The sequence below is a fragment of the Burkholderia cenocepacia genome (genome assembly GCF_900446215.1).
Taxonomy (GTDB): Bacteria; Pseudomonadota; Gammaproteobacteria; order Burkholderiales; family Burkholderiaceae; genus Burkholderia; species Burkholderia cenocepacia.
This window is the reverse complement of record NZ_UAQZ01000009.1, coordinates 1-24,370: the sequence shown is the minus strand read 5'-3', so window position 1 is coordinate 24,370 and position 24,370 is coordinate 1. Positions and strand designations below refer to the sequence as shown.

Sequence of the window (24,370 nt, the reverse complement as noted above, 5' to 3'; positions counted from 1 at the left end):
CGCGTGCACGCGCTCGGCGCCCGTCGCGACGGACCGTTCGTCGCGGTGAACTGCGGCGCATTCTCCGAAACGCTCGTCGACAGCGAACTGTTCGGCCACGAGAAAGGCGCGTTTACGGGCGCGTTGAGCACGAAGCCCGGCTGGTTCGAAGCCGCGCACGGCGGCACGCTGTTTCTCGACGAAATCGGCGACTTGCCGCTCGCGATGCAGGTCAAGCTGCTGCGCGTGCTGCAGGAACGCGAGGTCGTGCGGCTCGGTTCGCGCACGGGCATTCCGGTCGACGTGCGTGTGGTCGCGGCGACCAATGTCGACTTGCAGCAGGCGGTCGCGGCCGGACAGTTTCGCGGCGACCTGTTCTACCGGCTCAACGTCGTCCAGCTCGCGGTCCCGCCGCTGCGCGAGCGGCCGGGCGACATCCTGCCGCTCGCGCGGCACTTCTTCGACGTTTACCGCGACCGGCTCGGCGGCGGGCCGCACCGCCTCGATCCGCGCGCCGAGCGCCGGCTCCACGCACACGACTGGCCCGGCAATATCCGCGAACTGGAGAACGTGATCCATCACGCGCTGCTCGTGAGCCGCCACGACACGCTGCAGGACACCGACCTGCACATCGCGCCGCCGTGTCCGCCGGCCATCGCCGCGCCCGCGGCCGATTCGTCCGCCGACGCACAGGCGGCGCTCGAACACGCGCTGCGCGACCTGTTCGACGACGGGCACGGCAATCTCTTCGAGCACATCGAGGACACGGTCATGCGCGTCGCGTTCGAATTCAGCCATCGCAACCAGATCCGGGCCGCGCAACTGCTCGGCATCAGCCGCAACGTGCTGCGCGCGCGGCTGATTCGCGCGAAGGCGATCACCGCGCTGAAGTAGCGGCGCCCGGCTCCCGGCGCACGCCGCCGTTCCGCCCCGGCGCCATGACGCCATCGCGCCGCGATCCGCGCCGCAACGTCCGAACCTGATGTATCGTGGCGCGAAGCGTACGCTTCGTTGCCCGCCCCGCACCGGTCGTCGGTCATGCGATCGGCTGCGACAGGCAACGGCTCGCGCACGATGCTCCGCAACACGAAAGCCGTCCGGCGCCCGTGCGCGCCCGGCCGAGCCCCGTTCACCCGTCCGGAATCCTTCGCCATGAAAAAGCTTGTGAACCGCCCGTCCGACGTCGTGCGAGAAATGCTGGAAGGCATCGCGCGACAATCGCCGCATCTCGCGATCCTCGGCGACGAGCACGTGCTCGTCCGCCAGCCGCTGCCCGAGCCGTCGCAGCGGCCGGTCGCGGTCCTGTCCGGTGGCGGCAGCGGCCACGAACCCGCGCACGGCGGCTATGTCGGCGAAGGGATGCTGAGCGCGGCCGTGTGCGGCGAAGTGTTCACGTCGCCGTCGACCGACGCCGTGCTCGCCGCGATCCGCGCGAGCGCCGGCCCGAACGGCGCGCTGCTGATCGTGAAGAACTACACCGGCGACCGGCTCAATTTCGGGCTCGCCGCCGAGCTTGCGCGTGCGGAAGGCATTCCGGTCGAAACCGTCATCGTCGCCGACGACGTGTCGCTGCGCGGCCGCGTCGAGCGCAGCCAGCGACGCGGGATCGCCGGCACCGTGCTGATCCACAAGCTCGCGGGCGCCGCCGCCGCGCGCGGGCTGCCGCTGGCCCGCGTCGCGAGCATCGCGCGCGACGCGGCGGCCGAGCTCGGCACGATGGGCGTCGCGCTCGACGGCTGCACGATCCCGGGCGCCGACAAATCGGGCTTCAGCCTCGCCGATCACGAGATCGAGCTGGGCCTCGGCATCCACGGCGAGAAAGGCGTCGAGCGCCGCGCGCCGCTGCCGGCCGATGCGCTGGCCGACACGCTGCTGTCGAGCATCGTCGCCGATCTCGTGCTCGACCGCGACGAACGCGTCGCGCTGTTCGTCAACGGTCTCGGCGCGACGCCGGACATGGAACTCGCGATCGTGCTGCGCGCCGCGTTCGACAACCTGAGCCGGCGCGGCATCGTCGTCGCGCGCGCGTGGGCCGGCACGTTCCTGTCCGCGCTGAACATGCCGGGCTGCTCGATCTCGGTGCTGCGGCTGAACGACGAACGCGCGGCGCTGCTCGACGCGCCGACGCAGGCGCGCGCGTGGCCGGGCGGCGGCCTAGTGAACACGCGGATTCGCGTGGCCGCGGCCGCGTCGCAGGACGCGCCGCCGCCGCCGCTCGATGCGGCCGGCCGCGCATGGGCCGCGCGCCTGCAACCGGCGCTGCACGCCGTGGCGCAGACGCTGATCGATCACGAGCAGACGCTGACGGATCTCGATGCGGCAGCCGGCGACGGCGATCTCGGCGCGAGCATGCGGCGCGCCGCGCACGCGATTCTCGAACTACCCGACACCGCGTACGGCACGCCGTCCGGTGCGCTCGCGGCGCTCGGCGCCGCGTTGCGCCGCGCGATCGCCGGCAGCTCCGGGCCGTTCTATGCGACCGCGCTGCTGCGCGCGTCGCGCCGGCTGGCCGATCTCGCCGAGCCGTCGCCGCGCGACTGGGCCGCGGCATTCCGCGCGGCGGTCGATGCGATCGGCGAACTCGGCGGCGCGCAGGCAGGCGACCGGACGATGCTCGATGCGCTGGTGCCGGCCGTCGATGCATTCAGCCGTGCGCTCGACGGCGATCGCGATCCCACGAGTGCCTGGACGGCGGCCGTGGAAGCGGCCGAGCGAGGCGCGGAGGACACGGCGCGCATGACGCCGCGCGCGGGACGGGCCAGCTATCTCGGCGAGCGCGCGATCGGCACGCCGGATGGCGGGGCGGTGGCCGTGTCGTACTGGTTGCGGGCGTTGCTGCCGCACGTGCGCTGAACGGCGGCGGCGCGCGCGTCAGCCCGGCGTGCGCGCGTTCTTCCGCCCTGATACGAGAGAGAACGGCACGCGGGCCGCGCGGCCCATCGGCGGCCGGACCGGCATGGCGGAAGCCGTCGTCAGGTTCATGGTCGCGTCGCGCACGGCGGATGGCCGCGCTTTCGCCACGCACATGCGTGCCGCCTACCCGCTCACCCGTTCCCGTCGAACCGGTACAGCGCCGCCGGCGTATCGACCAGTACCTGTCTGCGTCCGGCCTCGTCCGGCAGCAGCGTCGCCAGATACCGGTACGCGAGCGCATCGTCGACGGCCTTCTCGTATCCGACATGCGGCCAGTCGCTGCCCCACACGAGCCGCTGCGTACCGAACGCGTCGCGCAGCGCGCGCATCGCCGTCAACCCGGACGCCTGCCAGCGATCGGCGCGGTCGTTCCGGTAGGCGCCCGACACCTTGACCCACACGCGCTTGCTCGCCGCCGTCGTCAACAGATAGCGGAAGCCGGGATCGTCGATCCCGAGCCGCGGATCGGGCCGGCCGAAATGGTCGAGCGAGACGTCGACGCCCGCGTCGAGCAGCGGCGGCATCAGCGCCGGCAACCGGGCGGCCTCCGCATGCAGCTCGACTTGCCAGCCATGCGCGCGCAGCAGCGGAAACAGCGTGCGCCACGCCGCGTCCGCGAAATCCGGATCGCGTTCGCCGATCAGGTTCAGCCGGATGCCGCGCACGCCGAGCGGCGTCCATGCGGCAACCTGCTCCGCATCGCGCGCGGGATCGATCACGACGATGCCGCGCAAACGCGCGGGTTGCGCGCGCAGCGCGGCAAGCAGATAGCGGTTGTCGGTGCCCAGAAAGCTCGGCTGGATCAGCACGCCATTCGACATGCCGTGCCGGTCGAGCATCGCGAGGTACTGGTCGAGCGACGCGTCGTACGCGATCGTGTAGCGATGGCCCGGCACGAGCGGCAGCGACTTCAGGAACACGTGCGCGTGCGCGTCGACGCCGGTAACCGTCCGCCGATCCGGCGTCGCGCCGGCGCATCCGCCCAGCACCTCGGCCATCGCGATGCCGGCGAGTGCGCGGTTGAACGACCGCCTCGAAATCATGGGTGTCTCCTGTTTTTTTCGATTGAGGGTGAACGGCGCGGCCCCGCCGGCCGCGAGGCGGCGCATCAGCCTACATCGTGCGCGCGACGAGGAATATCGGGACGAACGACAGCACCGTCGACAGCGCGACGACGAACGCCATCAGCCGATGGTTGCCGCCGTACTGCGTGGACAGCACGTACGAGTTGCTCGCGCACGGCAGCACCGAATAGAGCAGGATCAGGTTCCCGGACAACGGCGTCACGGCGAATGCCTTGGTCGCGGTCAGCGCGAGCAGCGGAAAGCCGACCAGCCGGATCGCGGTGGTCACGAGCCCCGCGCGCACCAGTGCCGCCTCCTTGCGCGGCAGCGGCAGCCGCAGCGCAGCGCCCACGCAGATCAGGCTCAACGGCAGCGCGGCGCCGCCGAGCACGTCGACGGTCTGGTCCACGGCGGCGGGCAGACGCCAGCCGGTCAGGTTCAGCACGATCCCGAACGCGCTCGCGACGATCAGCGGATTCGCCGCCACCTTGCCGACGATCCGCACGAGCCCGCGGCCGCCGGCCTGGCCATGTTCGAACGACAACAGCACGAGCGTATTCGAGATCGCGACCATGTACGCGACGACGACCGCCGCGATCCCGTAATCCGCTCGGCTCAGCAGCCCCGACGCGACCGACAGGAAGATGTAGCTGTTGAAGCGGATCGAGCCCTGGACGATCGACGTGAACGATGCGTGCGGCACCGCGCACCATCGGCAGCCGAGCACGACGGCGGCCAGCACCGCGAGCGTGAGCCCCGTCAGCAGCACGATCGTCGACTTCGACGACGCGTCGAGCGGGCCGGCCAGACCGATCGAATGCACGAGGAAGGCGGGAAACAGCACGTAGTGGGTGAGCTTTTCGGCGGACGGCCAGAACGCCGCATCGACCAGCGCGAGGCGGCGCACGGCGATGCCGATGCAGATCAGGGCGAAGGCGGGTGCGACGGCGACCCAGGCGAGTTCGGTATGCATGGTTGGACGGATTCGGTGAGGGAAGCAGCGGGTTTGTCTGCCCGGTGGCAAGGCGGTGGCTCGGGTGCGGTCGTCGCGGCATCGGGTTCGAACGGCAACCCGACGGCGGCGAGCGCCTCGTACGCGAGGGCCGGCGCGAAGCGCACGCCGGAGCCCGACGCGCCGGCCACCGCGAAGCCGTCGCGACCGATCGGCGCGACCCGCGGATTGCGGTCGGCCGTGTACCCGTCGACCGCCGTACGCGCGGCGAGATGGGCATCGCGCAAGCCGGGGAAATGACGATCGAGCAACGCGTGCGCGAGCGCGCGCTCGTCGGCGCTCGGCGCGACGCGTGCGCCGGCGGCGCAGCCCCACGCGTGCGACGTGATGCTCAGCAGCCAGCCGCGCCGCGCATGCACCGGGGCGAGAAAGGCCTGCGCGTCGGGCAGGTAGACGACCGGCGCATCCGCCGGCGGCGGCAAGCCGCGGCCGTCGACATCGAACGCGACGATCTTCTTCGTGACGATGTCGGTTCCCGCGTCGACGCCGGCTTCGCCGTCGATGGCCGGCCACGGGCCGCTGGCGCGGATGAGCCGGTCGGCGCGCAACGTCACGCCGGGGGCGACGACGGTCCAGCCGCCGGCATCGCGCGTCACGTGCGTGACCGGTGCATCGAAGCGCTCGACGGTGCGCGCGCCCGTCAGGTAGTGCGCGACCAGCCGCGGCACGTCGACCAGCCACGCGCGGCCGCCGCGCCACAGGCGCGCGCCGGCCGGCAGCGCAACGAGCGGTGTGGCGCCGGGGTCCGGCGGATCGTCGGCCACCGGCGGCGCGAGCAACGGACCGCCCGCATCGGCTGCGTCCGCAACGAAGGTGAAGGGCGCGGCGCGCACGCAGCATCCGGCCCGTGCCCACGCACCGTAGTACGCGTGCGCGACCAGCGATCGCGCGCGCCGCGCGCCGCTGCCGCAGAACGGCGTGACGACGCCGGCCGACAGCGCCGTGGCCGTCTGCACGGCCGGCCGCGCATCGAACACGGCGATGCGCAGCGCGCCCGCATGCCGAGCCGCGACGTGCGCGATCGTCGCCCCCGTCACGCCTGCGCCGATGATCGCGAGATCAAACCGCATCGGCCTGCCACCAGACGGTGCTGATCACGAGCGGCGTCGCGCCGTCGTTCTGCACCTGGTGCGAGCGGTGCGATTCGAAATACAGCACGTCGCCGGCCCGCACGCGCACGGGTTCGCCGTCGTAGGTCAGCCGGCCGCTGCCCTGCGCGATCATCCAGCATTCGCGTACCGCGTGAACGTCCAGCCGCGACGTGCAGTTCGGCTCGACCGTAAACAGGCCGCCGCGAAACGGAATCTCGCCGTCGCCGAGCCCGGCGAAATCGGCCTGGCGCAACACGACGCCCGGCACATGGGACTCCGGCGGCAGCGCGCCGACGTGCGGAAACTTACGCGCGTTCATCGTGCACCTCCTCGCCGACGAGGCCCAGTTCCGCGAGAATCGCGTCGCGGTCGCGATCGAGCGCCGGCGCGGCCCGGCGCGTGGCCGGGTCGGGGCAGCCCGAAATCTTGATCGGCGTCCCGACCAGCCGGTACCGACCGACGTCGGGATCGTCGACGTCGATCAGCATGTTGCGCGCGGCCGTCTGCGGATGGACGACGGCCTGGTCGACCCGGTTGATCGGGCCGGCCGGCAGGCCCGCGCGCGCGAACCGCTCGCACCAGGCCGCGACGCCGTGCGCCGCCAGCAGCCCGTTGAGCGTGCGTTCGAGTTCGGCCTCGTGATCCTTGCGCGCCTCGCCGCCCGCGAAGCGCGGATCGGCCGCGAGCGCCGGCACGCCGAGCGCGTCGCACAGCAGCCGGAACAGCTTGTCGTTGCCGGCCGCGATGATGAGCGGGCCGTCCGCCGCGCGGTAGACGCCGAACGGCGGCGCGATCGCCGGCCGATAGCTGCCGACCGGCCCCGTGACCTCGCCGGTCGCGAAGTAACGGCCGATGAAATATTCCATCAGCGCGAGCTGGCAGTCGAACATGCCGATGTCGACCTTCGAGCCCTGCCCGGTGCGCCCGCGCCGCACGAGCGCCATCAGCAGCCCGGTCGTCAGGAACAGGCCGGCCGCCAGATCGCCGATCGACGGCCCGACCCGCACGGGCATGCGCCCGGGCTCGCCCGTCACGCTCATGATCCCGCCGAGCCCCTGGACGATCATGTCGTATGCACGGTGATCGCGAAATGGCCCGGTATGGCCGAACCCCGACGCGCTGCCGTAGATCAGGCGCGGGAAACGCGCGTGCAGCGTGTCCCAGTCGTAGCCGATGCGCGCCATCGTACCGGGCCGGAAATTCTCGGTGACGACGTCGGCCTTCTCGAGCAGCGCGTCGAGCACGCGGCGATCGGACGGATCCTTCAGGTCGAGCGCGATGCTCTCCTTGCCGCGGTTGAGCGACGCGAAATACGCGGACTTGCCGCCGTACCACGGGCCGTACGCGCGTGCATCATCGCCGGTCGACGGCCGTTCGACCTTGATCACGCGCGCACCGTGATCGGCCAGCAGCATCGTGCAGAACGGGCCGGCCAGCACGCGCGTCAGGTCGACGATCAGCAATCCTTCGAGTGCGCCTTCCATCATGCGACCTCCCGCATGCCGGGCGGCAGGACCGCCGCCAGATCTCCCGGCGTAACCGGGTCGAAGTTCGCCAGCGGCGTGACGACCGGCGACGACAACCGTGCGAAGTCGCCCGCGTTCGGCTCGCCGCGCAAGCCGAGCGCCCGCCACGCGGTCTGCGCGAGCGCCGGCATCAACGGCCACGCGAGCAGCGCGAAACCCTTGGTCCAGCCGTACAGGTCGCCGGCCGCGCGCGCGCCGTCGAAGCGCGCGCTCCAGCGCTCGACGATGCCGGCCATCGCCGTCGGGTCGAACGTCGCGAAATCCATCGCGCGCTGCGCGTCGCGCCACGCCGCCTCCGCTGCCCGCACCGTCTCGTCGGTCGGCACGCGCGCGGCGAGCGGCCCGCCGATTGCCTCGGCCACATGCCGCCGGACCGTCGCGTACGGCCCGTTCACGAACCGGCAGAACGCATCGCGATCGAAGTCCGTGCGCCCGGCAACCGGATTGGTCGACGCGACGAAGCCGCGCACCGCATCGGCCGGCACGCGCGTGCGCGCCGCGAGATCCTCGACCCAGATCGCCCAACGCAGGCTCGTCGAGAACTTGCGCCCCTCCAGCGTATAGAAATGATTGATCACGAAGCGGTCGAACGGCTTCGACACGCCGTCGGCCATCGCCATCGCCTGGATGCCGACCAGATGCGACACGCAGTTGTCGATCCCGAAGCCGTTGACGGTGATCACGTCCGAATCGCGATCGAACGGGTTGGCGCGCAGCCCGTGCCTGCGCGCGTAGAGATCGCCGACGAAGCGGATCGCGCCGAACAGCAGCCCGTGCCCGAACAGCGTGCGCGGCTCGCCGTCCAGCACATACGGCAACCCCCAGCCGGCATGGCTCGTCAGGCGGAAACGCGCGCCGTCGCGCGCCAGATGGCGGCGCGCGATATCGAGGAACACCGGCGCGGTCCCGGTGCCCACCAGTTGCGCGACCAGCGCGGCCGGGTCCGCGATGTCGAAGAACAGGTTGTCCTGCTCGCGCATCGCGAGCGTCTCGCCCCAGCGTGCCGACGGTTCGCGCACGTCTTCCGGCTGGAAATGCGCGCCGCAGTCCTCGCAGAAAAATCCCGACACGTCGCGCGCGCACTGCGGGCAATGGCCCAGCAGAAAACTGCCGGTCACGTAACCGTCGCGCGCAGCCGAATACGGCATGCGTTCGCGCACCGTCGACACGCGCCGCTGCGCGGCCAGCCGTGCGACGAGCCCGTCGTGCGCGGCGAGGTACGCGTCGTGATGCGCATCGCCGAGCGGATCGACGAACAGGTCGACGTCGATGTTCATCGCGGCGAGATCGTCGACGATGCCCGCGCAGCTCTGCCGCGCGAGCGCCGCCGCGTCGATGCCGGCCTGCCCGGCGCGCAGCGGGATGTAGGAATCGTACGGGTCGCTCGCGCATGCGATGCGTGCGACCTCGCCGCGGCTGCGCAGATGACGCGCAAGCATGTCGAGCCGCAGGTACGGGCCCGCGATATGACCGAGGTGCAGGCGCCCGTTCGGCGCCGGCATCGCGGGGACGAGCAGGTAGTGGCGCGGGTCGCGGATCGTGTCGATCGGCATGATGGCCTCCGGGTCAGTCCAGCGTGACGGTCACGTCGGCCGCGAGCTCGCGCAGCAGCGCCACGATGTCGCGCTCGAGCTCGCACTGCGCGATCAGGTACGCGATCTCGTACGCCTTGAACACGTCCTTCGGCAACGCCATCTGCGTGCCCTTGCCGGCGACGACCTGCAGAAAGCGCAGTTCCGGCCGCCGCCACAGCCGCTCGAAGCCCTCGACGCGGGCGATGCGCCCGAGCCCCGGCGGCATCACGATGCGCTGGCCCGCGCGCGTCGACGCGGTGCCGAGCCGGTCGTCGAGCGGGCCGTCGATCGCGCCGCGCGCGAGATCGAGCACGGTGCGGTACGGCGAGAAGCCCGCGACACTGTACGGGATCAGGTGCGAGTTGATGAACTCGCCGCCGAGCCGCCCGCCGATCTCGAGAATCTTCGGGCCGTCGCGCGTCACCATCACGTCGGCGTGGAAGCCGCACCAGTCGATGCCGGTCGCCGCGACACCCGCACGCACCATGTCGCGGATCGCCGCCTGCGTGTCGGCCGGCAGCAGCGACGGCGTCACGTTCTCGTACTGGATCGGGATCGACCGGTCGAAGGTCTTGTCGATGATCGCGTTGATCGCGACGCGGCCTTGCGCGACGACGCCGGACACCGAATGCTCGCTGCCCGTCAGCTGTTCCTCGAGCAGCGCGTGATCGCCGTACAGGCTGAACATCTCGCCCTTCTCCGGCGAGTTGTACGCACGAAACGCACGATAGACCTCGACGGGATCGGCGAGCGCATCGACCGGAAAGATGCCGCGGCTGCCCGAGTTGCCGGCCGGCTTGAGCAGCGCGGGCGCGCCGATCCGCTTCAGCGCGGCGGTGAATTCGGCTTCGCTGCTGACCACCGCATAGCGCGGGTTCGCATTCGGCACCGCGTCGAGCACGCGGCGGGTCGCGGCCTTGTCGCGCACGTTGAGCGCGGCATCCGGCGCCGTGCCGCGCAAGCCGAGCCGATGCGACAGCCGGCTCGCGAGCACGACTTCGAGATCCTTCCACGCGACGACGCCGGACAACTCGACGCGATGTTCGCGCAGGTAGTCGAGAATCGTCCGTTCGGCCGCGTCGTAATCGCCGAGGCGCGTCGGAATGATGCCCGCGCAGCCGAACGAGCGGAATGCGTCGGGCGTCGGCGTCGCCACGTAGAGGTCGAGCCCGAGACTGCGCGCCGCGTCGATTTCGGCGATCCGCTCGCCCGGAAGCGCGCGTGTGTCGAGATACAGCATGGCCGGTGCATGGGTCATGGCGGTGTGCTCCTGTCAGTTCACGAGTTGTTGGGTGGCGGCCTGCGGCGCTTCGCCGTGCGGCCAGTCGACGAATCCCGGCGGCGTGCCGACTTCGTAGATGGACGCGCCCGCGATCGCGTTGGCGATCCGGCCGCTGCGCCACGCGGCAAGGCTCAGGTTCGGGTCGGCGATGCCGCGCGTCGTGCGCGCGGCGTTCTGGAAGAAAATTCGCGCGGCGCTCGGCCGGTTCCAGCGCACCGCGTAGTCGTCGTCGAGTTCCGGTGCGCCGTCGCGCGTGTGCATCTCGAAGCGCAGCGATTCGAGCGCGCCGGGCATCTGGAATTCGCTGCCCGTCGCGAGCAGCACGACGTCCGCATGCAGCGGCGCATGCACGCCGGTGCCGTCGTCGACGCTCAGCACGAAACCGCCGTCCGCGCGGTGCAGGTTCGCCATGCTGCGGCCCGGCATCAGCGCGCAATGGCCGGGACGCCCCTCGATGTGCGTGATCTCGTAGAGCCGCTGGTAGATTGCCGTCAGCAGCGGCAACGTGACGCCGTCGCTCGCGAGGCGCTGCGTCTCCAGCGCGTCGCGCTTGCGCTGCGGCGACAGCCGCGAGAAATGTTCGTTGTATTGCGGCACGAACCATTCGTTGACGAACGGCGAGTCGTCCATCGGCAGGAAGTTCTCGCGCCGCGTCAGCCAGGCGATGTGCGCGGGCGCGGCGTCGCCCGTCAGGCCGAGCAGATGCAGCGCGAGCTCGGCGCCGCTCTGGCCGCCGCCGACGATCGCGACGCGCCGGCCGGCGAGCGCCGGCCGCACGGTGCAGAACTGCGACGAATGCAGCACGTCGGCGCCCAGGTGCGGCCGCGCGCAGGCAGGCACGGTCGGGCGCAGGCCGACGCCGACCACGAGGTTCGCGGTGCGCACGACGCCGTGCGAGGTCGTGACGCGCAGCGCGCGCCCGTCACGCACGACGCTTTCGACTTCGCAGTCGAACCGCAGGTTGTCGAGCGACGCGCACACCCACCGCATGTACTGCTCGAACTCGCGGCGGCGCACGGTCGGAAAGCGCGCGTTCGCGAACGAATACAGTCGTTCGGTGCGTTGCAGGAACGCAATGAACGAGTAGCGGCTGCACGGATCGGCCAGCGTCACGAGATCCTTCAGGAAGCTGGTCGTCAGCGACGAATCCGCGAGCATCAACCCGGGATGCCAGCGGAACTCGGGCCGGCGCTCGACGAACAGCGAACGCAGGCCGTTCAGCGGCGCCAGCAGCGCCGCCAGGCTCAGGTTGAACGGACCGACGCCGATGCCGAGCACGTCGACTTCTTCGCCGGCGAATGCCCGCGGCTTCGCGCCGTCGAGCGTCTGGATTTCGAAAGGGTTCATCGCGCCTCCCCGGCACCGGTGATCGAATCGTGAAAGGCAACGTCGTCGGCGTGGCCGAGCACGCGCGCGGCCAGCGCCGCGCCGCCGTGAACGGCCGTGGCGATCCCGCTGCCGCAATAGCCGCCGCACCAGCCCAGCCGCCCGGCCATGCCGACATGCGGCACGCCGGACGCGGTGAAGCCGAGCGGCGCGGACCATACGTGCTCGACGTGCGCGTATTCGAGCGCCGGGAAATACGCGGCCAGCCGCGCGCGCAACGCGGCCTCGACGCCCGCGGGCGGCACATCGGCCGACAGGCCGAGCCGGCTGCCGAACAGCAGCCGCCCGCGCTCGTCCAGCCGGAAATAGTCCTTGTCGGCGGACAGCGTGCCGTACACGCGCGGCTGCCGCGAAATGCGGCGCTGCGTCGCGTCGTCGAGGATGCGGGTCGCCAGCAGGTGCGTGCCGTAGCGTTCGAGCGGCGGGCGCACGTCGGCCGGCAGCAGCGACCATGCGTCCTCCGCGCACACCAGCACGGCGCCGGCGTCGACCGTCGCGTCACCGAGATCGAGCACGGCCGCACCGGGCGCGGGCCGCACGGCATGCACGCGCGCGCCGCGCCGGATCCGCACGCCGAGCGTCGCGGCCCGCACCCGCATCGCATCGCGGAGCGCGCGCGGCCGGATCAGCGCGAAGCGCAGGTTCAGCAACCCGGCGATCGCGTGCGCCGCGCCGGTTTCCTGCGTGACCGCCCGCGCGTCGAGCCACGCGACGCACGCCTCCTGCTGCGCCGCATGGCACGCGAACCGGTGCGCCAGTTGCGCCGCCGACGCGTCGTCGCACGCGAGCGTGATGTGGCCGGGATGCGCCCAGCCGCAGGCGAGGTTGCGGCTGTCGACGAAGCGCTTCAGGTAGGCGATGGCCTGCGCCGCCGCGCGCTCGGCGGCCTGCGCGTGCGCGGCCGAAACCGGGCCGCGCGGCAGTGCCGGCGCGACGCTCGCGACCGAGCCGAAGTTGAATGCGCTCGGCACGTCGCCCGGCGGATCAGCGTCGCAAACGTCGACCGTCGCGCCCTGCTCCGCCAGGTGGATCGCGGCGGACAGCCCCGTGTAGCCGCCGCCGACGATCGCGACGTCGGCGGTTCGTGTGCCGGGCGTCCTCATGCGTGCTCCAGCTGGCGTTGACGCGCGTCGACGAATGCGCGGTACGGCGCGTCGAAGAAGAACGCGGGCTCGCCATCCGGCGGTTCGAGCTGGTCGAGCCAGCAGGCCGTCGCCGAATACTTCGCGAGAAACGGCCGGCGCAGCCAGCGCGGATCGCGCGCCTGCAGGAAATTCAACAGGAAGTAGCGCTGTCCCTGCAGCTCGAGCGTGCCCGCGACCTCGACCTTGCCGGGGCCTGCGCTCATCGACGGGCCGCGCGCGCTGCGCGCGAGCCCCGACACCGACGCGATCGCGGTGTTGTAGATATCGAGCGCCCGCGCGAGCGGCAGCTCGAAATAGCCGCGCGGCCCGGTATCGCGCTCGACGAACATGTAGTACGGCACGATGCCGAGCCGCACCTGCCCGACCCAGTTGCGCCGCCAGACTTCCGCGTCGTCGTTGATGTGGCGCAGCACCGGCCCCTGCGAACGGATCACGACGCCGATGCGGCGCAGGTTCGTCACGGCCTGCTCGGCGACCTCCGTCGACAGTTCGCGCCAGTGGTTCAGGTGCGCCATGACCGTCACGTTGCGCCCGGCATCGATCAGCGTGCGCAGCAGCGCGAGCAGCTCGGGCGTATCCGGATCGCTGACGAAACGGTACGGCCAGTAGGTCAGCGCCTTCGTGCCGATCCGGATGTTGCCGACGTGCTCGAGCCCGGGCGCCAGCAGCGGCATCAGGTACTCGCGCAGGCGCGTCGCGCTCATCACCATCGGATCGCCGCCCGTCATCAGCAGGTCGGTCACTTCGCCGTGCGCGCGCAGGTACGCGTGCAGCCGCGCGGCTTCGCTCGACGCGAATTTCAGCGACGCGTCGCCGACGAACTGCGGCCAGCGAAAGCAGAACGTGCAGTACGCATGGCAGGTTTGCCCGTGGCTCGGGAAGTACAGCACCGTCTGCGCGTACTTGTGCTGGATGCCCGGGCACGGCTCGCCGTCGAGCTCCGGCTCGTTGAGCCGCTGGTCCGCCGGATGCGGGTTCATCCGGACGCGCAGGCGCCCGATCAGCGCGTCCAGGTCGGCACCGCGCGCCGCGTCGCGCGACAGCATGGCCAGCTCGCCGAGATCGTCGGGCGCGAGCATGTCGGGCTGCGGAAACGTCAGCCGGAACAGCGGATCGTCCGGGACGTTGGTCCAGTCGATCAGTTGTTCGACGACATAACGGTTGACCTTGAACGGCAGCACGCGCGCGACCAGCCCGATCTGCTCGCGCATTCGCGGCGGCAACCTCGCGAGCTGCGGGAGGTCGTCCAGCTTCGACCGGTTGTACGCCTTGAACACGGGATGCACCGGGATCGGCGGCCGTGGCAGCGCGCCGTCGTGCGTGGATATCCGTTGGCCCTCGGATAGTTGGATCATTGACTCGACTCCATTCTTTTAGATGTACTAATGTAGGTCGTGTGTCTCGTCTGCTCGCCGCCGGCGGCCAGGCAGCCCGCCGGCGTTCTGCAGATACTAGAAGCAATCGCCGCGGCGAAGCATTACGCCGGTGTTATTTATCCATAAGCGTTTCGCATGCGGCTTCGCACCAATTCAACGCGGTGCGGCGGCGCCCACCGCCGGCCGCGCCGCCGGCGCGCGCGGTGCCGGACGGGTTTCCGGCATCCGCCAGTACACGATCAGCGAAATCGCCGCGCACGCCGCCACGTACCAGAAGAACATCGTCTCGTTGCCGCCCGCCTTCAGCCGCAGCGCGACGAACTCCGTCGTGCCTCCGAGGATCGCCGTCGTCAGCGCATAAGGCAGCCCGACCGCCAGCGCGCGGATCTGCGGCGGGAACAGCTCGGCCTTGACCAGCATGTGCACCGACGTGAAGCCGCTCAGCACGACGAGCCCCGCGAACACCAGCGCGAACGCGGCTAGCGGCTCGTGCACATGCCCGAGCGTCGTGAAGATCGGCACCGACAGCAGCGTGCCGCCGAGCCCGAACCACAGCAGCACCGGCCGGCGCCCGACGCGATCCGATACGAGGCCGAACAGCGGCTGCAGCGGCATGTACAGCAACAGCGCGAGCGTGCAGATCCAGGTCGCCGTTTCCTTGTGCAGGCCGACCGAGTTGACCAGGTACTTCTGCATATAGACGGTGTACGTATAGAACGCGACGGTGCCGCCGATCGTGATGCCGATCGCGAGCAGCAGTTCGCGCCAGTGCGCCGCGAGATCGGCCGTCACGCGCGTCTTCGCCGCGCGCGCCCGGCTTGCGACGAATGCATCGCTCTCGACGACGTTGCGGCGCATGTACAGCGCGAACAGCGCCAGCACGCCGCCGACGAAGAACGGAATCCGCCACGCCCAGCGCTCGATGTCGTGCGTGCCGGCGAAGATCCGCTGCATCGCCAGCATCAGGCCGAGCGCGACGAGCTGGCCCGCGACCACGCTCACCTGCAGGAAGCCGACGTAGAAGCCGCGCCGGTTCGGCGGTGCGATCTCGCTCAGGTAGGTCGCGCTGGTGCCGTACTCGCCGCCCATGCTGAGGCCCTGCAAGAGCCGCGCGGCGACGAGCAGCGCCGGCGCGAGCATGCCGATCGTCGCGTAGCCGGGCGTGACGGCGATCAGCATCGAGCCCGCGCACATCGCGAGCACCGATTTCGTCAGCGCGGCCTTGCGCCCGTGCCGGTCCGCGTACAGGCCGACGAGCCAGCTTCCCGCCGGCCGCGCGACGTAGCCGACCGCCGCGATCGCCGCGGTATTCATCAGTTGCACGGTCGGCCGGTCGGCGGGAAAGAACGACGGCGCGAAATAGATCGAGAAGATGCTGTATGCGAGGAAGTCGTACCACTCGATCAGGTTGCCGGCGAGCCCGCCGACGATCGAGCCGATGCGCGGCGGCGCGTCGCCCGCCCCCGTTGGGGAAGTTGTCACGGTTGTCTCCTGTTCGTTCTGTTTCGGGCGGCCGGCAGGCGGCCGCCCGTGCCGCATGCCGGCCTTACGGCTGCCCGGCCGCGTAGCGTGCGTCGAGCGCGTCGAAGCGCGCCTTGTCGACGAGCCGCTGCCGTTCCGCGAACGGCGCGACGAGCGCGGGGTTTTCGTCGAGCCGGCCCGTGTCGCGCAATTCGGTCAGCGCGGCCTGCATCCCGTGCACCGCGCCCTGCAACGCCGCATTCGCGTACAGCACGACGCCGTAACCGAGGCGCGCCAGTTCGTCGCGCGAGCGGGTCGGCGTCTTGCCGCCGATCACGATGTTGATCAGTTGCGGCGTATCGAACAGCGCGGGCAGCCGTTCGACGTCCTCCGGCGTGTCCATCGCCTCGATGAACAGCACGTCGGCGCCCGCTTGCGCATAGCGGTGCGCGCGCTCGATCGCGTCGTCGATGCCGTGCACGGCGGCCGCATCGGTGCGCGCGACGACCAGCAGGTTCGGATCGACGCGCGCGTCGACGGCCGCCTTCAGCTTGCCGACCATTTCCGCGGCCGGAATCACTTCCTTGCCCGCGAAGTGGCCGCATTTCTTCGGCAGCACCTGATCCTCGAGCTGGATCGCATCGGCGCCGCTGCGCTCGAGCGTGCGCACCGTATGCAGCACGTTCAGCGCGTTGCCGAAACCGGTATCGGCATCGACCATCAGCGGCAAATCGACGGCGTCGCGCACGCGCGCGGTGTGCTCGGCCAGTTCGCCGAGCCCGACGAAGCCGAGATCCGGCAAGCCGAGCGACATGTTGGTGACGCCGGCGCCGCTCAGGTACAGCGCGCCGAAGCCCAGATCGGCGGCGATCCGCGCGCTGAGCGCATTGAACGTGCCGGCGACGAGCAGCCCCTGGCGGGCGGCGATGCTGCGCCGGAAAGCGGCGCGACGAAGGGCGGTGGAATCGGTCATGCGAGGCCTCATTGGTCGAAACGAAACAGGGTGCGCGGCGAGTCGCGCAACACGCGCGCGCGTTCGCCGGCATCGGGCAGCCAGCGTTCGAGCGCCGCGCAGGCCGCGCCGAAATCGACACGTTCGCGATGCTGCGTATGCGGCCAGTCGCTGCCCCACACGAGCCGCTCCGGCGTGAACGCGCCGCGCAGCGCCTGCGCCGCGCCGAGCGCGGTGTCGGTGCCGTCGCCGGTCAGGCTGTTCCGGTACGCGGCCGACAGCTTGACCCACACGCGCCCGGTATCGGCAAGCGACAGCAGATGACGGAAGCCCGGATCGCGTTCGCCGAGCGCCGGCGACGGGCGGCCGAAATGGTCGATCACGAGCGTGCACGATTGCGCAAGCAGGCTCGCGGCGATCGCATGCAGGTCGGCCGCGTCGCGATGAATCTCGACATGCCAGCCGAGCGCGTTGATGCGTGCGAACAGCGCGCGCCACACCCGCGTGCCGAAATCCGGAATCGGCAGGCCGACCAGATTGAGCCGCATGCCCACGACGCCCGCGCGGTCGAGCGCGGCGAGCGCGTCGTCGTCGATCACCGGATCGACGACCGCGACGCCGCGAAAGCGGCTCGGGTAGCGCCGCAGCACGTCGACGAAGAACGTATTGTCGGTGCCGAGAAAGCTCGGCTGCACCAGCACCGCGTGCGTGATGCCGTGTGCGGCGAGATGCGCGACGTACGCGTCGAGCGACGCATCGTAGTCGGGCGCATGGCGCACGACCGGCGCGAGCGGCAGACCGCGCGCAAACACGTGCGCATGGGCGTCGACCGCCGCGACGGCCGTCGATGACGCGTACCACGCGGCCGTATCCGGCGCCGCTGAAACCGGTTCGACCGGCGGATTGACTGCTCGATCCATGACGACTTGCCTGCAAGAGGTGCCCGGCCCGGCAGCGGGCGACAGGGCGACGGAATGAACGAAGGACGAAAACTACAGCGATGCGCCGGCGCGCGCGTCGTCGTCGGCGCCCGGCCCGGCAGCCGCGTCGGGCAGACGGCGCCCGCGCGTTTCCGGCAGGAACCACACCGCGATCACGACGAGCCCGTACGCGATGCCCGCGTCGATGCCGAGCGCCGTGCCGAGCGGCAGCGATTCGCCCATCCGCCCGACCAGCACCGGAAAGCCCGCCGACACGATGCGGCCGAAGTTGTAGCAGAACCCGACGCCGCGGCCGCGCACGTTTTGCGGATACAGCTCGTTGAACAGCGTGCCGAGCGTCGCCGGGATGCCGGCCGAGCACAACCCGAGCGGGAACCCGAGCAGCAGCATCGCGACGTCGTTCAGCGGCAGGAACACGTACAGGTTCACCATCACCGCGCAACACGCGGCGAACAGCATCACGTTGCGACGCCGGCCGATCCGGTCCTGCAAATACGCGCTCAGGAAACAGCCGCAGATGAACGCGACGATCACGACCGCGAGATACGTGCCGGTGCCGAGCACCGACAGGTGCCGCTCGGTCTTCAGGTAGGTCGGCAGCCAGATCGTGATCGCGTGATAGCCGCCGTGCGCGCCGACGCCGATCAGGCCGCCGACCACCGTCGTGCGCAGCACCGACCGGTCGAAGATGCCCACCGTCGGCGCATCGTCCCCGTGCGCGGGCGCAGGCGTCGCGCGCGGCGGCTCGGAAATCGCGCGGCGGATATACAGCACCAGCAGCGCAGGCAGCGCGCCGATCGCGAACAGCACGCGCCACGCCCACTCGGACGGCAGCCACGCGAACACGATCATGTACAGCAGCACCGCCGCGCCCCAGCCGAATCCCCACGCGCTCTGCACGACGCCCATCGCCTTGCCGCGATGGCGCGCGCCGACCGTCTCCGCGAGCAGTACCGCGCCCGCGGTCCATTCGCCGCCGAAGCCGAGCCCTTGCAACGCCTTCAGCACCAGCAACTGCTCGAAGTTCTGCGCGAACGCGCTGAGGAACGTGAAGGCGGAGAACCAGCACACGGTGATCTGCAGCGCCCGCACGCGCCCGTAGCGATCCGCGATCGCGCCGGCCAGCAGGCCGCCGAGCGCGCCCGACACGAGCGTCGCGCCGCCGATCAGGCCGGCCTGCCCCTTGCCGATGCTCCAGGTCGCGAGCAGCGCCGGGATCACGAGGCTGAACATCTGCGTGTCGAGCCCGTCGAGCGCCCAGCCGGCAAAGCAGCCGCGCAACGTGCGCCGTTCGGTCGTCGAGAGTTCGCGCATCCAGGTCAACGGAGGTCTCCTCGTGTCGTCGCCGTGCGTCGCCTGAGCGCGCCGCTATCGGAGGCGCGGCCGGGTTCGACGACGCCCGATGTGCATCCTATGAATCATTTGGATAATTCGCTACTATGTTTCGAATAATTATTCATAACACACGCTTATGGAAATCAGGCACGTCCGCTACTTCCTCGCGATCGCGGATTCCGGCAGCTTTACGCGCGCCGCCAGCGAGCTGGGCATTGCGCAGCCGGCGCTCAGCCAGGCGCTGAACCGGATGGAAAAGGAGCTGGGGGTCCGGCTGTTCGACCGGTCGCGGCGCGGCGCGACGCTCACGCCGGCCGGGCTCGCGATGGTCGACGATCTGCGCCTGAGCGTCGCGCGGCTCGACGCGGCCGCGCACCGGGCGGGCGAAATCGGCGCGCAGCGCGCCGGGCGCCTGACCATCGGCTTCGTCAGCGCGGCGCTGTTCGACACGCTGCCGCGCGCGATCCGTGCGCTGCGCGAAAGCGCGCCCGACGTCGAGCTGGTGATGCGCGAGATGAGCAATGCCGAGCAGGCGATCGCGCTCGAGCGCGGCGAAATCGACATCGGGCTGCTGCATACGCCGGTCGCGGTGAACGGCCGGATGCGCGAGCAACTGATCCGGCGCGATCCACTCGTCGCGGTGCTGCCGAAGGCGTTCCCGCGCCAGCCCGACGGCACGGTGACGCTGGCCGATCTGGCCGCGGCCGGCCTCGTGTGGTTTCCGCACGATCAACTGCCGCTGATCCGCGCCGGTATCCTCAGCGCGTTCCGCCAGGCCGGACATCCGGTCGACATCGTGCTCGACGTGAACCGCACGCTGACGGTCGTCGCATGCGTGGCCGCCGGCTGCGGCGTATCGCTGCTGCCGACGTCGATCCACGCGTTCGCGTTCGACGGGGTCGCATACAGCCCGATCCGCGACGGCGCCGCGCTGCCGAATTTCGAACTCAGCGCGATCTGGCCCGCACGGTCGCGCCCGACGCTCGCCGACCGTTTCGCCGCGCTGCTGCCGTCGGCCGATACGCGGTCCTGAGCATCCGGCCCGCCGCCACACGGGCCGCCCCGCCACGGGAAAACCCCGATCCCCACATCGTCCTATGACATCGGGCATCGCGAATTGGCGGGATTACTTTGATCCTCGTCGGCGCCCGCCCGGGCGCATGCTGATAGCGAGGATCCCTCATGCGATACGTGCCATCGTGGACTTCCGTTTCCGCCGCGTCGTCGATTCCCGACGATGCGACCACCCAACGCGGCGAGGAGCCGCACAGTCTGCCGCGGGTCGCGATCGCGGCCGCCGCCCTCGGCAATGCGACCGAATGGTTCGATTACGGTATTTACGCGTACGGCCTCGCGTACATTTCCGCCGCGCTGTTTCCCGGCAACACCGCGAGCGCGACGCTGTTCGCACTCGGCACGTTCGCGATCTCGTTCCTGATCCGCCCGCTCGGCGGCCTGTTCTGGGGCCCGCTCGGCGACCGGCTCGGCCGCAAGCGCGTGCTCGCGCTGACGGTGCTGACGATGTCGGGCGCGACGTTGCTCGTCGGCGTGCTGCCGAGCTATGCGACGGCCGGCTGGCTCGCACCGGCCGCGCTGATCGTGCTGCGCATGGTGCAGGGCTTCTCGACCGGCGGCGAATACGGCGGTGCAGCAACCTTCATCGCCGAATACGCACCCGATTCGCGGCGCGGCCTGTGCGGCAGCTTCCTCGAATTCGCGACGCTCGCCGGCTTCTCGCTCGGTGCGTTCCTGATGCTCGGCTTCGCACTGCTGCTCGGCGATTCGGCGATGCATGCGTGGGGCTGGCGCCTGCCGTTCCTGGTCGCCGCGCCGCTCGGCCTGATCGGCTTCTACCTGCGCTCGCGCCTGGAGGAAACGCCGGTGTTCCGCGAACTCGAGGAACAGGCACACCGCCGCGAGCAAAGTGCGACGGCCGCGCTGCCGATCCGGCTGCTGCTGGTGCGCTATGCGAAGCCGCTGGTGCTGCTCGGCGGGCTCGTCGTCGCGCTGAACGTCGTCAACTACGTGCTGCTTGCATACATGCCGACCTACATGCACAAGGAACTCGGCGTCAGCGAGAACATGTCGCTGCTGATTCCGCTGATCGGCATGCTCGCGATGATGGTGCTGCTGCCGTTCGCCGGCTGGCTGTCCGATCGCGTCGGCCGCAAGACGATGTGGTGGATCTCGCTCGTCGGGCTGTTCGTCGCGGCCGTGCCGATGTTCACGCTGATGACGCACGGTCCGCTCGGCGCGTTCATCGGCTTCGCGGTGCTCGGCGTGCTGTACGTGCCGCAGCTCGCCACCATTTCCGCGATGTTCCCGGCGATGTTCCCGACCCACGTCCGCTATGCGGGCATGGCGATCGCGTACAACGTGTCGACGTCGCTGTTCGGCGGCACCGCGCCGATCGTCAACGACTGGCTGATCGGCAAGACCGGCAACGCGCTGATTCCCGCGTACTACATGATGGCTGCGTGCGCGGTCGGGTTGATCGCGCTGCTGGCGGTGATCGAGACGCGCGGGTGTTCGCTGCGCGGGGACACGCTTCCCGGTCAGCCGGGCTGACCCGCGCGCCGGCGGCGCCCGGCTTCCCATAAACGGCATCCATCGCATCGCCCGCCGTCCGGCCACGGACGGCGGGCGATGTGCATTTCGGGCGACCGAAACCGCCGCCGGATTGTTGTCGTCCGGACAACACGATGTGCCCCCGTGCGGCGCTGTCGGCGGGTGCGGGCCGTCACTACAATCGCTGACACGCTCGATCGGAATCCGGGCGCACCGAAGCGCGACCTTCACGATCGCGCTCGCGAACCGCTCTGCACCGCGCAGTGCGGACTCCCTCACTCGACGAACAGGATTACTGAACATGAACGCACCCATCCGCAACGTCCAGCCGGTTGTCGCCTGTCTGGGCCACGAAGGTTCGGGCGAGCTCGTTTCGTCCCGCTACGCCGTGCGCATCGGCGCAGTCGACGTCGTACTGATCAGCGACGGCGTGTTGCCGCTGCCGACTTCCACCATGTCCACCAACGTGAGCGAAACAGACCGCAATGCGTGGTTCGACGGCCGTTTCCTGCAACGCGACATGTTCGACTGGGCGCTCAACATCGCGCTCGTGCGCAGCGCCGATCGCCTGATCCTGATCGACTCGGGCGTGGGCGACGGTTTCGAATACTTCACGCGCGCCGGGCGCTCGGTGATGCGCCTTGAATCGGCCGGCATCGACCTGGCCGCGATCACCGATATCGTGATCACACACATGCACATGGATCACGTCGGCGGGCTGAACGTCGACGGCGTCAAGGCGAAGCTGAACCCCGACGTCCGCATTCACGTATCGGCCGCGGAAGTGGCGTTCTGGGAGAATCCGGACTTCAGCAAGACGGTGATGCCGGAAACCGTGCCGCCCGCGCTGCGCAAGGCCGCAGCGCGGTTCATGGCACTCTACGGCGAAAACATCGTGCAGTTCGATCGCACCGTGGAAGTCGCCGCGGGTGTGTCGGCGCGGGTGACGGGCGGACATACGCCGGGGCACTGCGTGGTCGACGTCGCATCGAACGGGGAAAAGCTGACGTTCGCGGGCGACGCGATTTTCGAAGTGAACTTCGACCACCCCGACTGGCAAAACGGCTTCGAACACGATCCGGACGCGGCGGTCGACGTGCGTCTCGCGCTGTTCAACGAAGCGGCCGACACCGGCGCGCTGCTGGCCGCCGCCCATGTCGCGTTCCCGTCCATCGGCCATGTTGCGCGAAACGGCGACGGATTCCGTTTCGTGCCGGTCGTGTGGGATTACTGAGTGACGATCGGTAGCCGACGCGCACCGCAGGCGATGCACTGACGGTTTGCTCGAACCGTATCCGTACCGGCAAGAAAAAACGCCGCCGCATTTGCTGAACTGAACCCACGAAGTTGGACGGTTACCGGCTAGGCCGGATGAGGCTGAGTCCTGTATTGCACAGGACTCAGCCCTTTCAGTTTGAGCTTGATGCGCTCGTGATTGTAGTACCGGATGTAGCGCTTCAAGCCGATGCGTAGCTGTTCAATGCTGCTGAAGTGGTTCAAGTAGAAGAACTCGGATTTCAGCGTGCCGAAGAAGCTTTCCATGGCAGCGTTGTCCAAGCAATTGCCTTTACGCGACATGCTTTGCGCCAACGAGCGTTGCTCGAGCATGAGCCGCCAGCCGGGCATTTGATAATGCCAGCCTTGATCAGAGTGCAACATGGGTCTTTCGTCGGGTTGCAGGCGACGCAAAGCCTTGCGCAACATGTCAGTAACCATCTGGAAGGCTGGCCGAGTATGCGTCTGGTACGCGATGATCTCCCCGTTGTACAGATCCAGCACTGGTGACAGATACAGCTTTTGGCCACCTACGCTGAACTCGGTGATGTCGGTAACCCACTTCTCGTTCGGACGGGCGGCATGGAACTGGCGCTGGAGCAGATGCGGGGCCGTCTTGCACGTGTTGCCCTATACGCACGGTACTTCTTGACCCGCACGCAGGACTTCAACTGCATCTTGCGCATCAGGCGTGCAACCGTCTTGTGGTTAATCATCTGCCCCAGACGGCGCAGCGCCAGCGTGATGCGTCGATAGCCATAGCGCCCCTTGTGCTGCTCGAACAGTGCTCGAATTTTCGCTTTCACACTCGCATGTCGATCGGGAGCGGCCAGCGCCTTGCACTGGTAATAAAACGTGCTGCGAGCCAGTCCGGCCACCCGGAGCAAGCCAGCCAGCGGGAATTGTTGCCTTAGCTCAAGCACTATTTGCGCTTTTTGCGCGGTACAGCCTGCGCCTGAACCAAGGCCCTCAGCTTTTTTAGATACGCGTTCTCCATGCGCAGGTAGTTCAGTTCCTGAAGCAGGTCCTCGCGGGTACGGGTATCCGTGCCATCGGTAGGGTTCAGAGGCTGAGCAGGCGGTGTTTTTGGCATTGCGGTTGGGCGGCGGCCTTTGGGCCTCGGCGCGAGGGCAGTCAAACCACCATCATCATAGCGGCGAGCCCATTCGAGCACCGGCGCTCGGATTGCGAATATTGAACCGCGCCGCCGCTTCCTTGCTCGACACGCCATGCTCGCGCATGTGCTGAACAACTTTGAGCCTGAACGCCACATCGTATGAGTTGTACTTCCTACGCACGCCGTCCTTACCATGAGCCTGGTATGTGGCGTACCACTGGGAAACCGTCGAGTGACTCAAGCCATGCGTTCGCGCCACCGCGCGTATGGCTTCCCCCCCGATGCACCGCTTCACTACCGATAGCTTGAACTGCTCGGTATATCTCGCCATGAAAAAAACCCAAAAGTTGGCGTCCAACTTTTGGGGTTCAGT

At 69.5% G+C, this 24,370-nt stretch carries 19 protein-coding genes and 1 pseudogene; 5 read left to right on the top strand and 15 right to left on the bottom strand.

The window, feature by feature from the left end:
* On the top strand, positions 1-873 hold an 873-nt coding region (locus DTA15_RS17205), incomplete at its 5' end, for a sigma-54 interaction domain-containing protein (RefSeq protein ID WP_111990723.1).
* Between the two features lie 258 nt (positions 874-1,131).
* Entirely contained in the window at positions 1,132-2,832 is a 1,701-nt protein-coding gene (gene dhaL / locus DTA15_RS17200) for a dihydroxyacetone kinase subunit DhaL (RefSeq protein WP_012493661.1), read from the top strand.
* Positions 2,833-3,023: 191 nt separating this feature from the next.
* On the opposite strand, the gene DTA15_RS17195 is transcribed toward dhaL, so the two are convergent.
* The 14 genes from DTA15_RS17195 to DTA15_RS17130 all read right to left on the bottom strand — a co-directional run bounded on the left by DTA15_RS17195 (position 3,024) and on the right by DTA15_RS17130 (position 19,016).
* Positions 3,024-3,935: an amidohydrolase family protein gene (locus tag DTA15_RS17195; protein WP_006491299.1), complete on the bottom strand. Its 912-nt coding sequence runs from the start codon at positions 3,933-3,935 to the stop codon at positions 3,024-3,026.
* A gap of 70 nt (positions 3,936-4,005) precedes the next feature.
* Positions 4,006-4,929: an AEC family transporter gene (locus tag DTA15_RS17190; RefSeq protein ID WP_006491300.1), complete on the bottom strand. Its 924-nt coding sequence runs from the start codon at positions 4,927-4,929 to the stop codon at positions 4,006-4,008.
* A complete protein-coding gene (locus DTA15_RS17185; RefSeq protein WP_012493660.1) occupies positions 4,881-6,038 on the bottom strand; it encodes an NAD(P)/FAD-dependent oxidoreductase in 1,158 nt (385 codons plus the stop codon). The genes DTA15_RS17190 and DTA15_RS17185 overlap by 49 nt, the downstream gene beginning before the upstream one ends.
* The gene (locus DTA15_RS17180; protein WP_006489684.1) at positions 6,028-6,378 is read right to left on the bottom strand and encodes a cupin domain-containing protein; all 351 of its coding nucleotides are present in this window, start codon (positions 6,376-6,378) and stop codon (positions 6,028-6,030) included. Before DTA15_RS17180 ends, DTA15_RS17185 begins: the two co-directional genes overlap by 11 nt.
* Positions 6,365-7,546: a CaiB/BaiF CoA transferase family protein gene (locus DTA15_RS17175; RefSeq protein ID WP_006489683.1), complete on the bottom strand. Its 1,182-nt coding sequence runs from the start codon at positions 7,544-7,546 to the stop codon at positions 6,365-6,367. Before DTA15_RS17175 ends, DTA15_RS17180 begins: the two co-directional genes overlap by 14 nt.
* A complete protein-coding gene (locus DTA15_RS17170) occupies positions 7,543-9,138 on the bottom strand; it encodes a methionine--tRNA ligase (RefSeq protein ID WP_006489679.1) in 1,596 nt (531 codons plus the stop codon). Before DTA15_RS17170 ends, DTA15_RS17175 begins: the two co-directional genes overlap by 4 nt.
* 13 nt (positions 9,139-9,151) lie before the next feature.
* Positions 9,152-10,417, bottom strand: coding sequence for an ATP-grasp domain-containing protein (locus DTA15_RS17165; RefSeq protein ID WP_006489680.1), 1,266 nt, complete (start codon positions 10,415-10,417; stop codon positions 9,152-9,154).
* 15 nt (positions 10,418-10,432) lie between these two features.
* Positions 10,433-11,788 carry a lysine N(6)-hydroxylase/L-ornithine N(5)-oxygenase family protein gene (locus tag DTA15_RS17160; RefSeq protein ID WP_006493536.1) on the bottom strand — a complete coding sequence of 452 codons (1,356 nt, stop codon included), beginning with the start codon at positions 11,786-11,788 and terminating at the stop codon, positions 10,433-10,435.
* Positions 11,785-12,930 carry an NAD(P)/FAD-dependent oxidoreductase gene (locus DTA15_RS17155; RefSeq protein ID WP_006497871.1) on the bottom strand — a complete coding sequence of 382 codons (1,146 nt, stop codon included), beginning with the start codon at positions 12,928-12,930 and terminating at the stop codon, positions 11,785-11,787. Before DTA15_RS17155 ends, DTA15_RS17160 begins: the two co-directional genes overlap by 4 nt.
* The gene (locus tag DTA15_RS17150) at positions 12,927-14,327 is read right to left on the bottom strand and encodes a KamA family radical SAM protein (RefSeq protein WP_006489633.1); all 1,401 of its coding nucleotides are present in this window, start codon (positions 14,325-14,327) and stop codon (positions 12,927-12,929) included. Before DTA15_RS17150 ends, DTA15_RS17155 begins: the two co-directional genes overlap by 4 nt.
* A gap of 174 nt (positions 14,328-14,501) precedes the next feature.
* Complete coding sequence (locus DTA15_RS17145; RefSeq protein WP_006489636.1) at positions 14,502-15,887, bottom strand: MFS transporter; 1,386 nt, start codon at positions 15,885-15,887, stop codon at positions 14,502-14,504.
* Positions 15,888-15,894: 7 nt separating this feature from the next.
* The gene (locus DTA15_RS17140) at positions 15,895-16,782 is read right to left on the bottom strand and encodes an isocitrate lyase/PEP mutase family protein (RefSeq protein ID WP_006489642.1); all 888 of its coding nucleotides are present in this window, start codon (positions 16,780-16,782) and stop codon (positions 15,895-15,897) included.
* 8 nt (positions 16,783-16,790) lie between these two features.
* Entirely contained in the window at positions 16,791-17,681 is an 891-nt protein-coding gene (locus DTA15_RS17135; RefSeq protein ID WP_006489630.1) for an amidohydrolase family protein, read from the bottom strand.
* A 72-nt stretch (positions 17,682-17,753) separates the two neighbouring features.
* Complete coding sequence (locus tag DTA15_RS17130; RefSeq protein ID WP_370448166.1) at positions 17,754-19,016, bottom strand: MFS transporter; 1,263 nt, start codon at positions 19,014-19,016, stop codon at positions 17,754-17,756.
* Positions 19,017-19,173: 157 nt separating this feature from the next.
* On the opposite strand from DTA15_RS17130, the gene DTA15_RS17125 reads away from it, so the two are divergent.
* From DTA15_RS17125 to DTA15_RS17115, 3 genes are all read left to right on the top strand, one after another.
* Entirely contained in the window at positions 19,174-20,070 is an 897-nt protein-coding gene (locus DTA15_RS17125; RefSeq protein ID WP_006489638.1) for a LysR family transcriptional regulator, read from the top strand.
* Between the two features lie 149 nt (positions 20,071-20,219).
* Complete coding sequence (locus DTA15_RS17120) at positions 20,220-21,605, top strand: MFS transporter (RefSeq protein ID WP_006489635.1); 1,386 nt, start codon at positions 20,220-20,222, stop codon at positions 21,603-21,605.
* Between the two features lie 301 nt (positions 21,606-21,906).
* The gene (locus DTA15_RS17115) at positions 21,907-22,839 is read left to right on the top strand and encodes an MBL fold metallo-hydrolase (protein ID WP_012493658.1); all 933 of its coding nucleotides are present in this window, start codon (positions 21,907-21,909) and stop codon (positions 22,837-22,839) included.
* A 128-nt stretch (positions 22,840-22,967) separates the two neighbouring features.
* Here DTA15_RS17115 and DTA15_RS17110 read toward each other — a convergent pair.
* Positions 22,968-24,328: pseudogene (locus tag DTA15_RS17110) on the bottom strand (IS3-like element ISBcen9 family transposase).
* Positions 24,329-24,370 lie beyond the last annotated feature (42 nt).

Excerpts from the sequence above, each read along its gene's own strand:
- dhaL (WP_012493661.1), top strand. The coding sequence starts at position 1,132 with ATGAAAAAGCTTGTGAACCGCCCGTCCGACGTCGTGCGAGAAATGCTG.
- DTA15_RS17195 (WP_006491299.1), bottom strand. The coding sequence starts at position 3,935 with ATGATTTCGAGGCGGTCGTTCAACCGCGCACTCGCCGGCATCGCGATG.
- DTA15_RS17190 (WP_006491300.1), bottom strand. The coding sequence starts at position 4,929 with ATGCATACCGAACTCGCCTGGGTCGCCGTCGCACCCGCCTTCGCCCTG.
- DTA15_RS17185 (WP_012493660.1), bottom strand. The coding sequence starts at position 6,038 with ATGCGGTTTGATCTCGCGATCATCGGCGCAGGCGTGACGGGGGCGACG.
- DTA15_RS17180 (WP_006489684.1), bottom strand. The coding sequence starts at position 6,378 with ATGAACGCGCGTAAGTTTCCGCACGTCGGCGCGCTGCCGCCGGAGTCC.
- DTA15_RS17175 (WP_006489683.1), bottom strand. The coding sequence starts at position 7,546 with ATGATGGAAGGCGCACTCGAAGGATTGCTGATCGTCGACCTGACGCGC.
- DTA15_RS17170 (WP_006489679.1), bottom strand. The coding sequence starts at position 9,138 with ATGCCGATCGACACGATCCGCGACCCGCGCCACTACCTGCTCGTCCCC.
- DTA15_RS17165 (WP_006489680.1), bottom strand. The coding sequence starts at position 10,417 with ATGACCCATGCACCGGCCATGCTGTATCTCGACACACGCGCGCTTCCG.
- DTA15_RS17160 (WP_006493536.1), bottom strand. The coding sequence starts at position 11,788 with ATGAACCCTTTCGAAATCCAGACGCTCGACGGCGCGAAGCCGCGGGCA.
- DTA15_RS17155 (WP_006497871.1), bottom strand. The coding sequence starts at position 12,930 with ATGAGGACGCCCGGCACACGAACCGCCGACGTCGCGATCGTCGGCGGC.
- DTA15_RS17150 (WP_006489633.1), bottom strand. The coding sequence starts at position 14,327 with ATGATCCAACTATCCGAGGGCCAACGGATATCCACGCACGACGGCGCG.
- DTA15_RS17145 (WP_006489636.1), bottom strand. The coding sequence starts at position 15,887 with ATGCGGCACGGGCGGCCGCCTGCCGGCCGCCCGAAACAGAACGAACAG.
- DTA15_RS17140 (WP_006489642.1), bottom strand. The coding sequence starts at position 16,782 with ATGACCGATTCCACCGCCCTTCGTCGCGCCGCTTTCCGGCGCAGCATC.
- DTA15_RS17135 (WP_006489630.1), bottom strand. The coding sequence starts at position 17,681 with ATGGATCGAGCAGTCAATCCGCCGGTCGAACCGGTTTCAGCGGCGCCG.
- DTA15_RS17130 (WP_370448166.1), bottom strand. The coding sequence starts at position 19,016 with ATGCGCGAACTCTCGACGACCGAACGGCGCACGTTGCGCGGCTGCTTT.
- DTA15_RS17125 (WP_006489638.1), top strand. The coding sequence starts at position 19,174 with ATGGAAATCAGGCACGTCCGCTACTTCCTCGCGATCGCGGATTCCGGC.
- DTA15_RS17120 (WP_006489635.1), top strand. The coding sequence starts at position 20,220 with ATGCGATACGTGCCATCGTGGACTTCCGTTTCCGCCGCGTCGTCGATT.
- DTA15_RS17115 (WP_012493658.1), top strand. The coding sequence starts at position 21,907 with ATGAACGCACCCATCCGCAACGTCCAGCCGGTTGTCGCCTGTCTGGGC.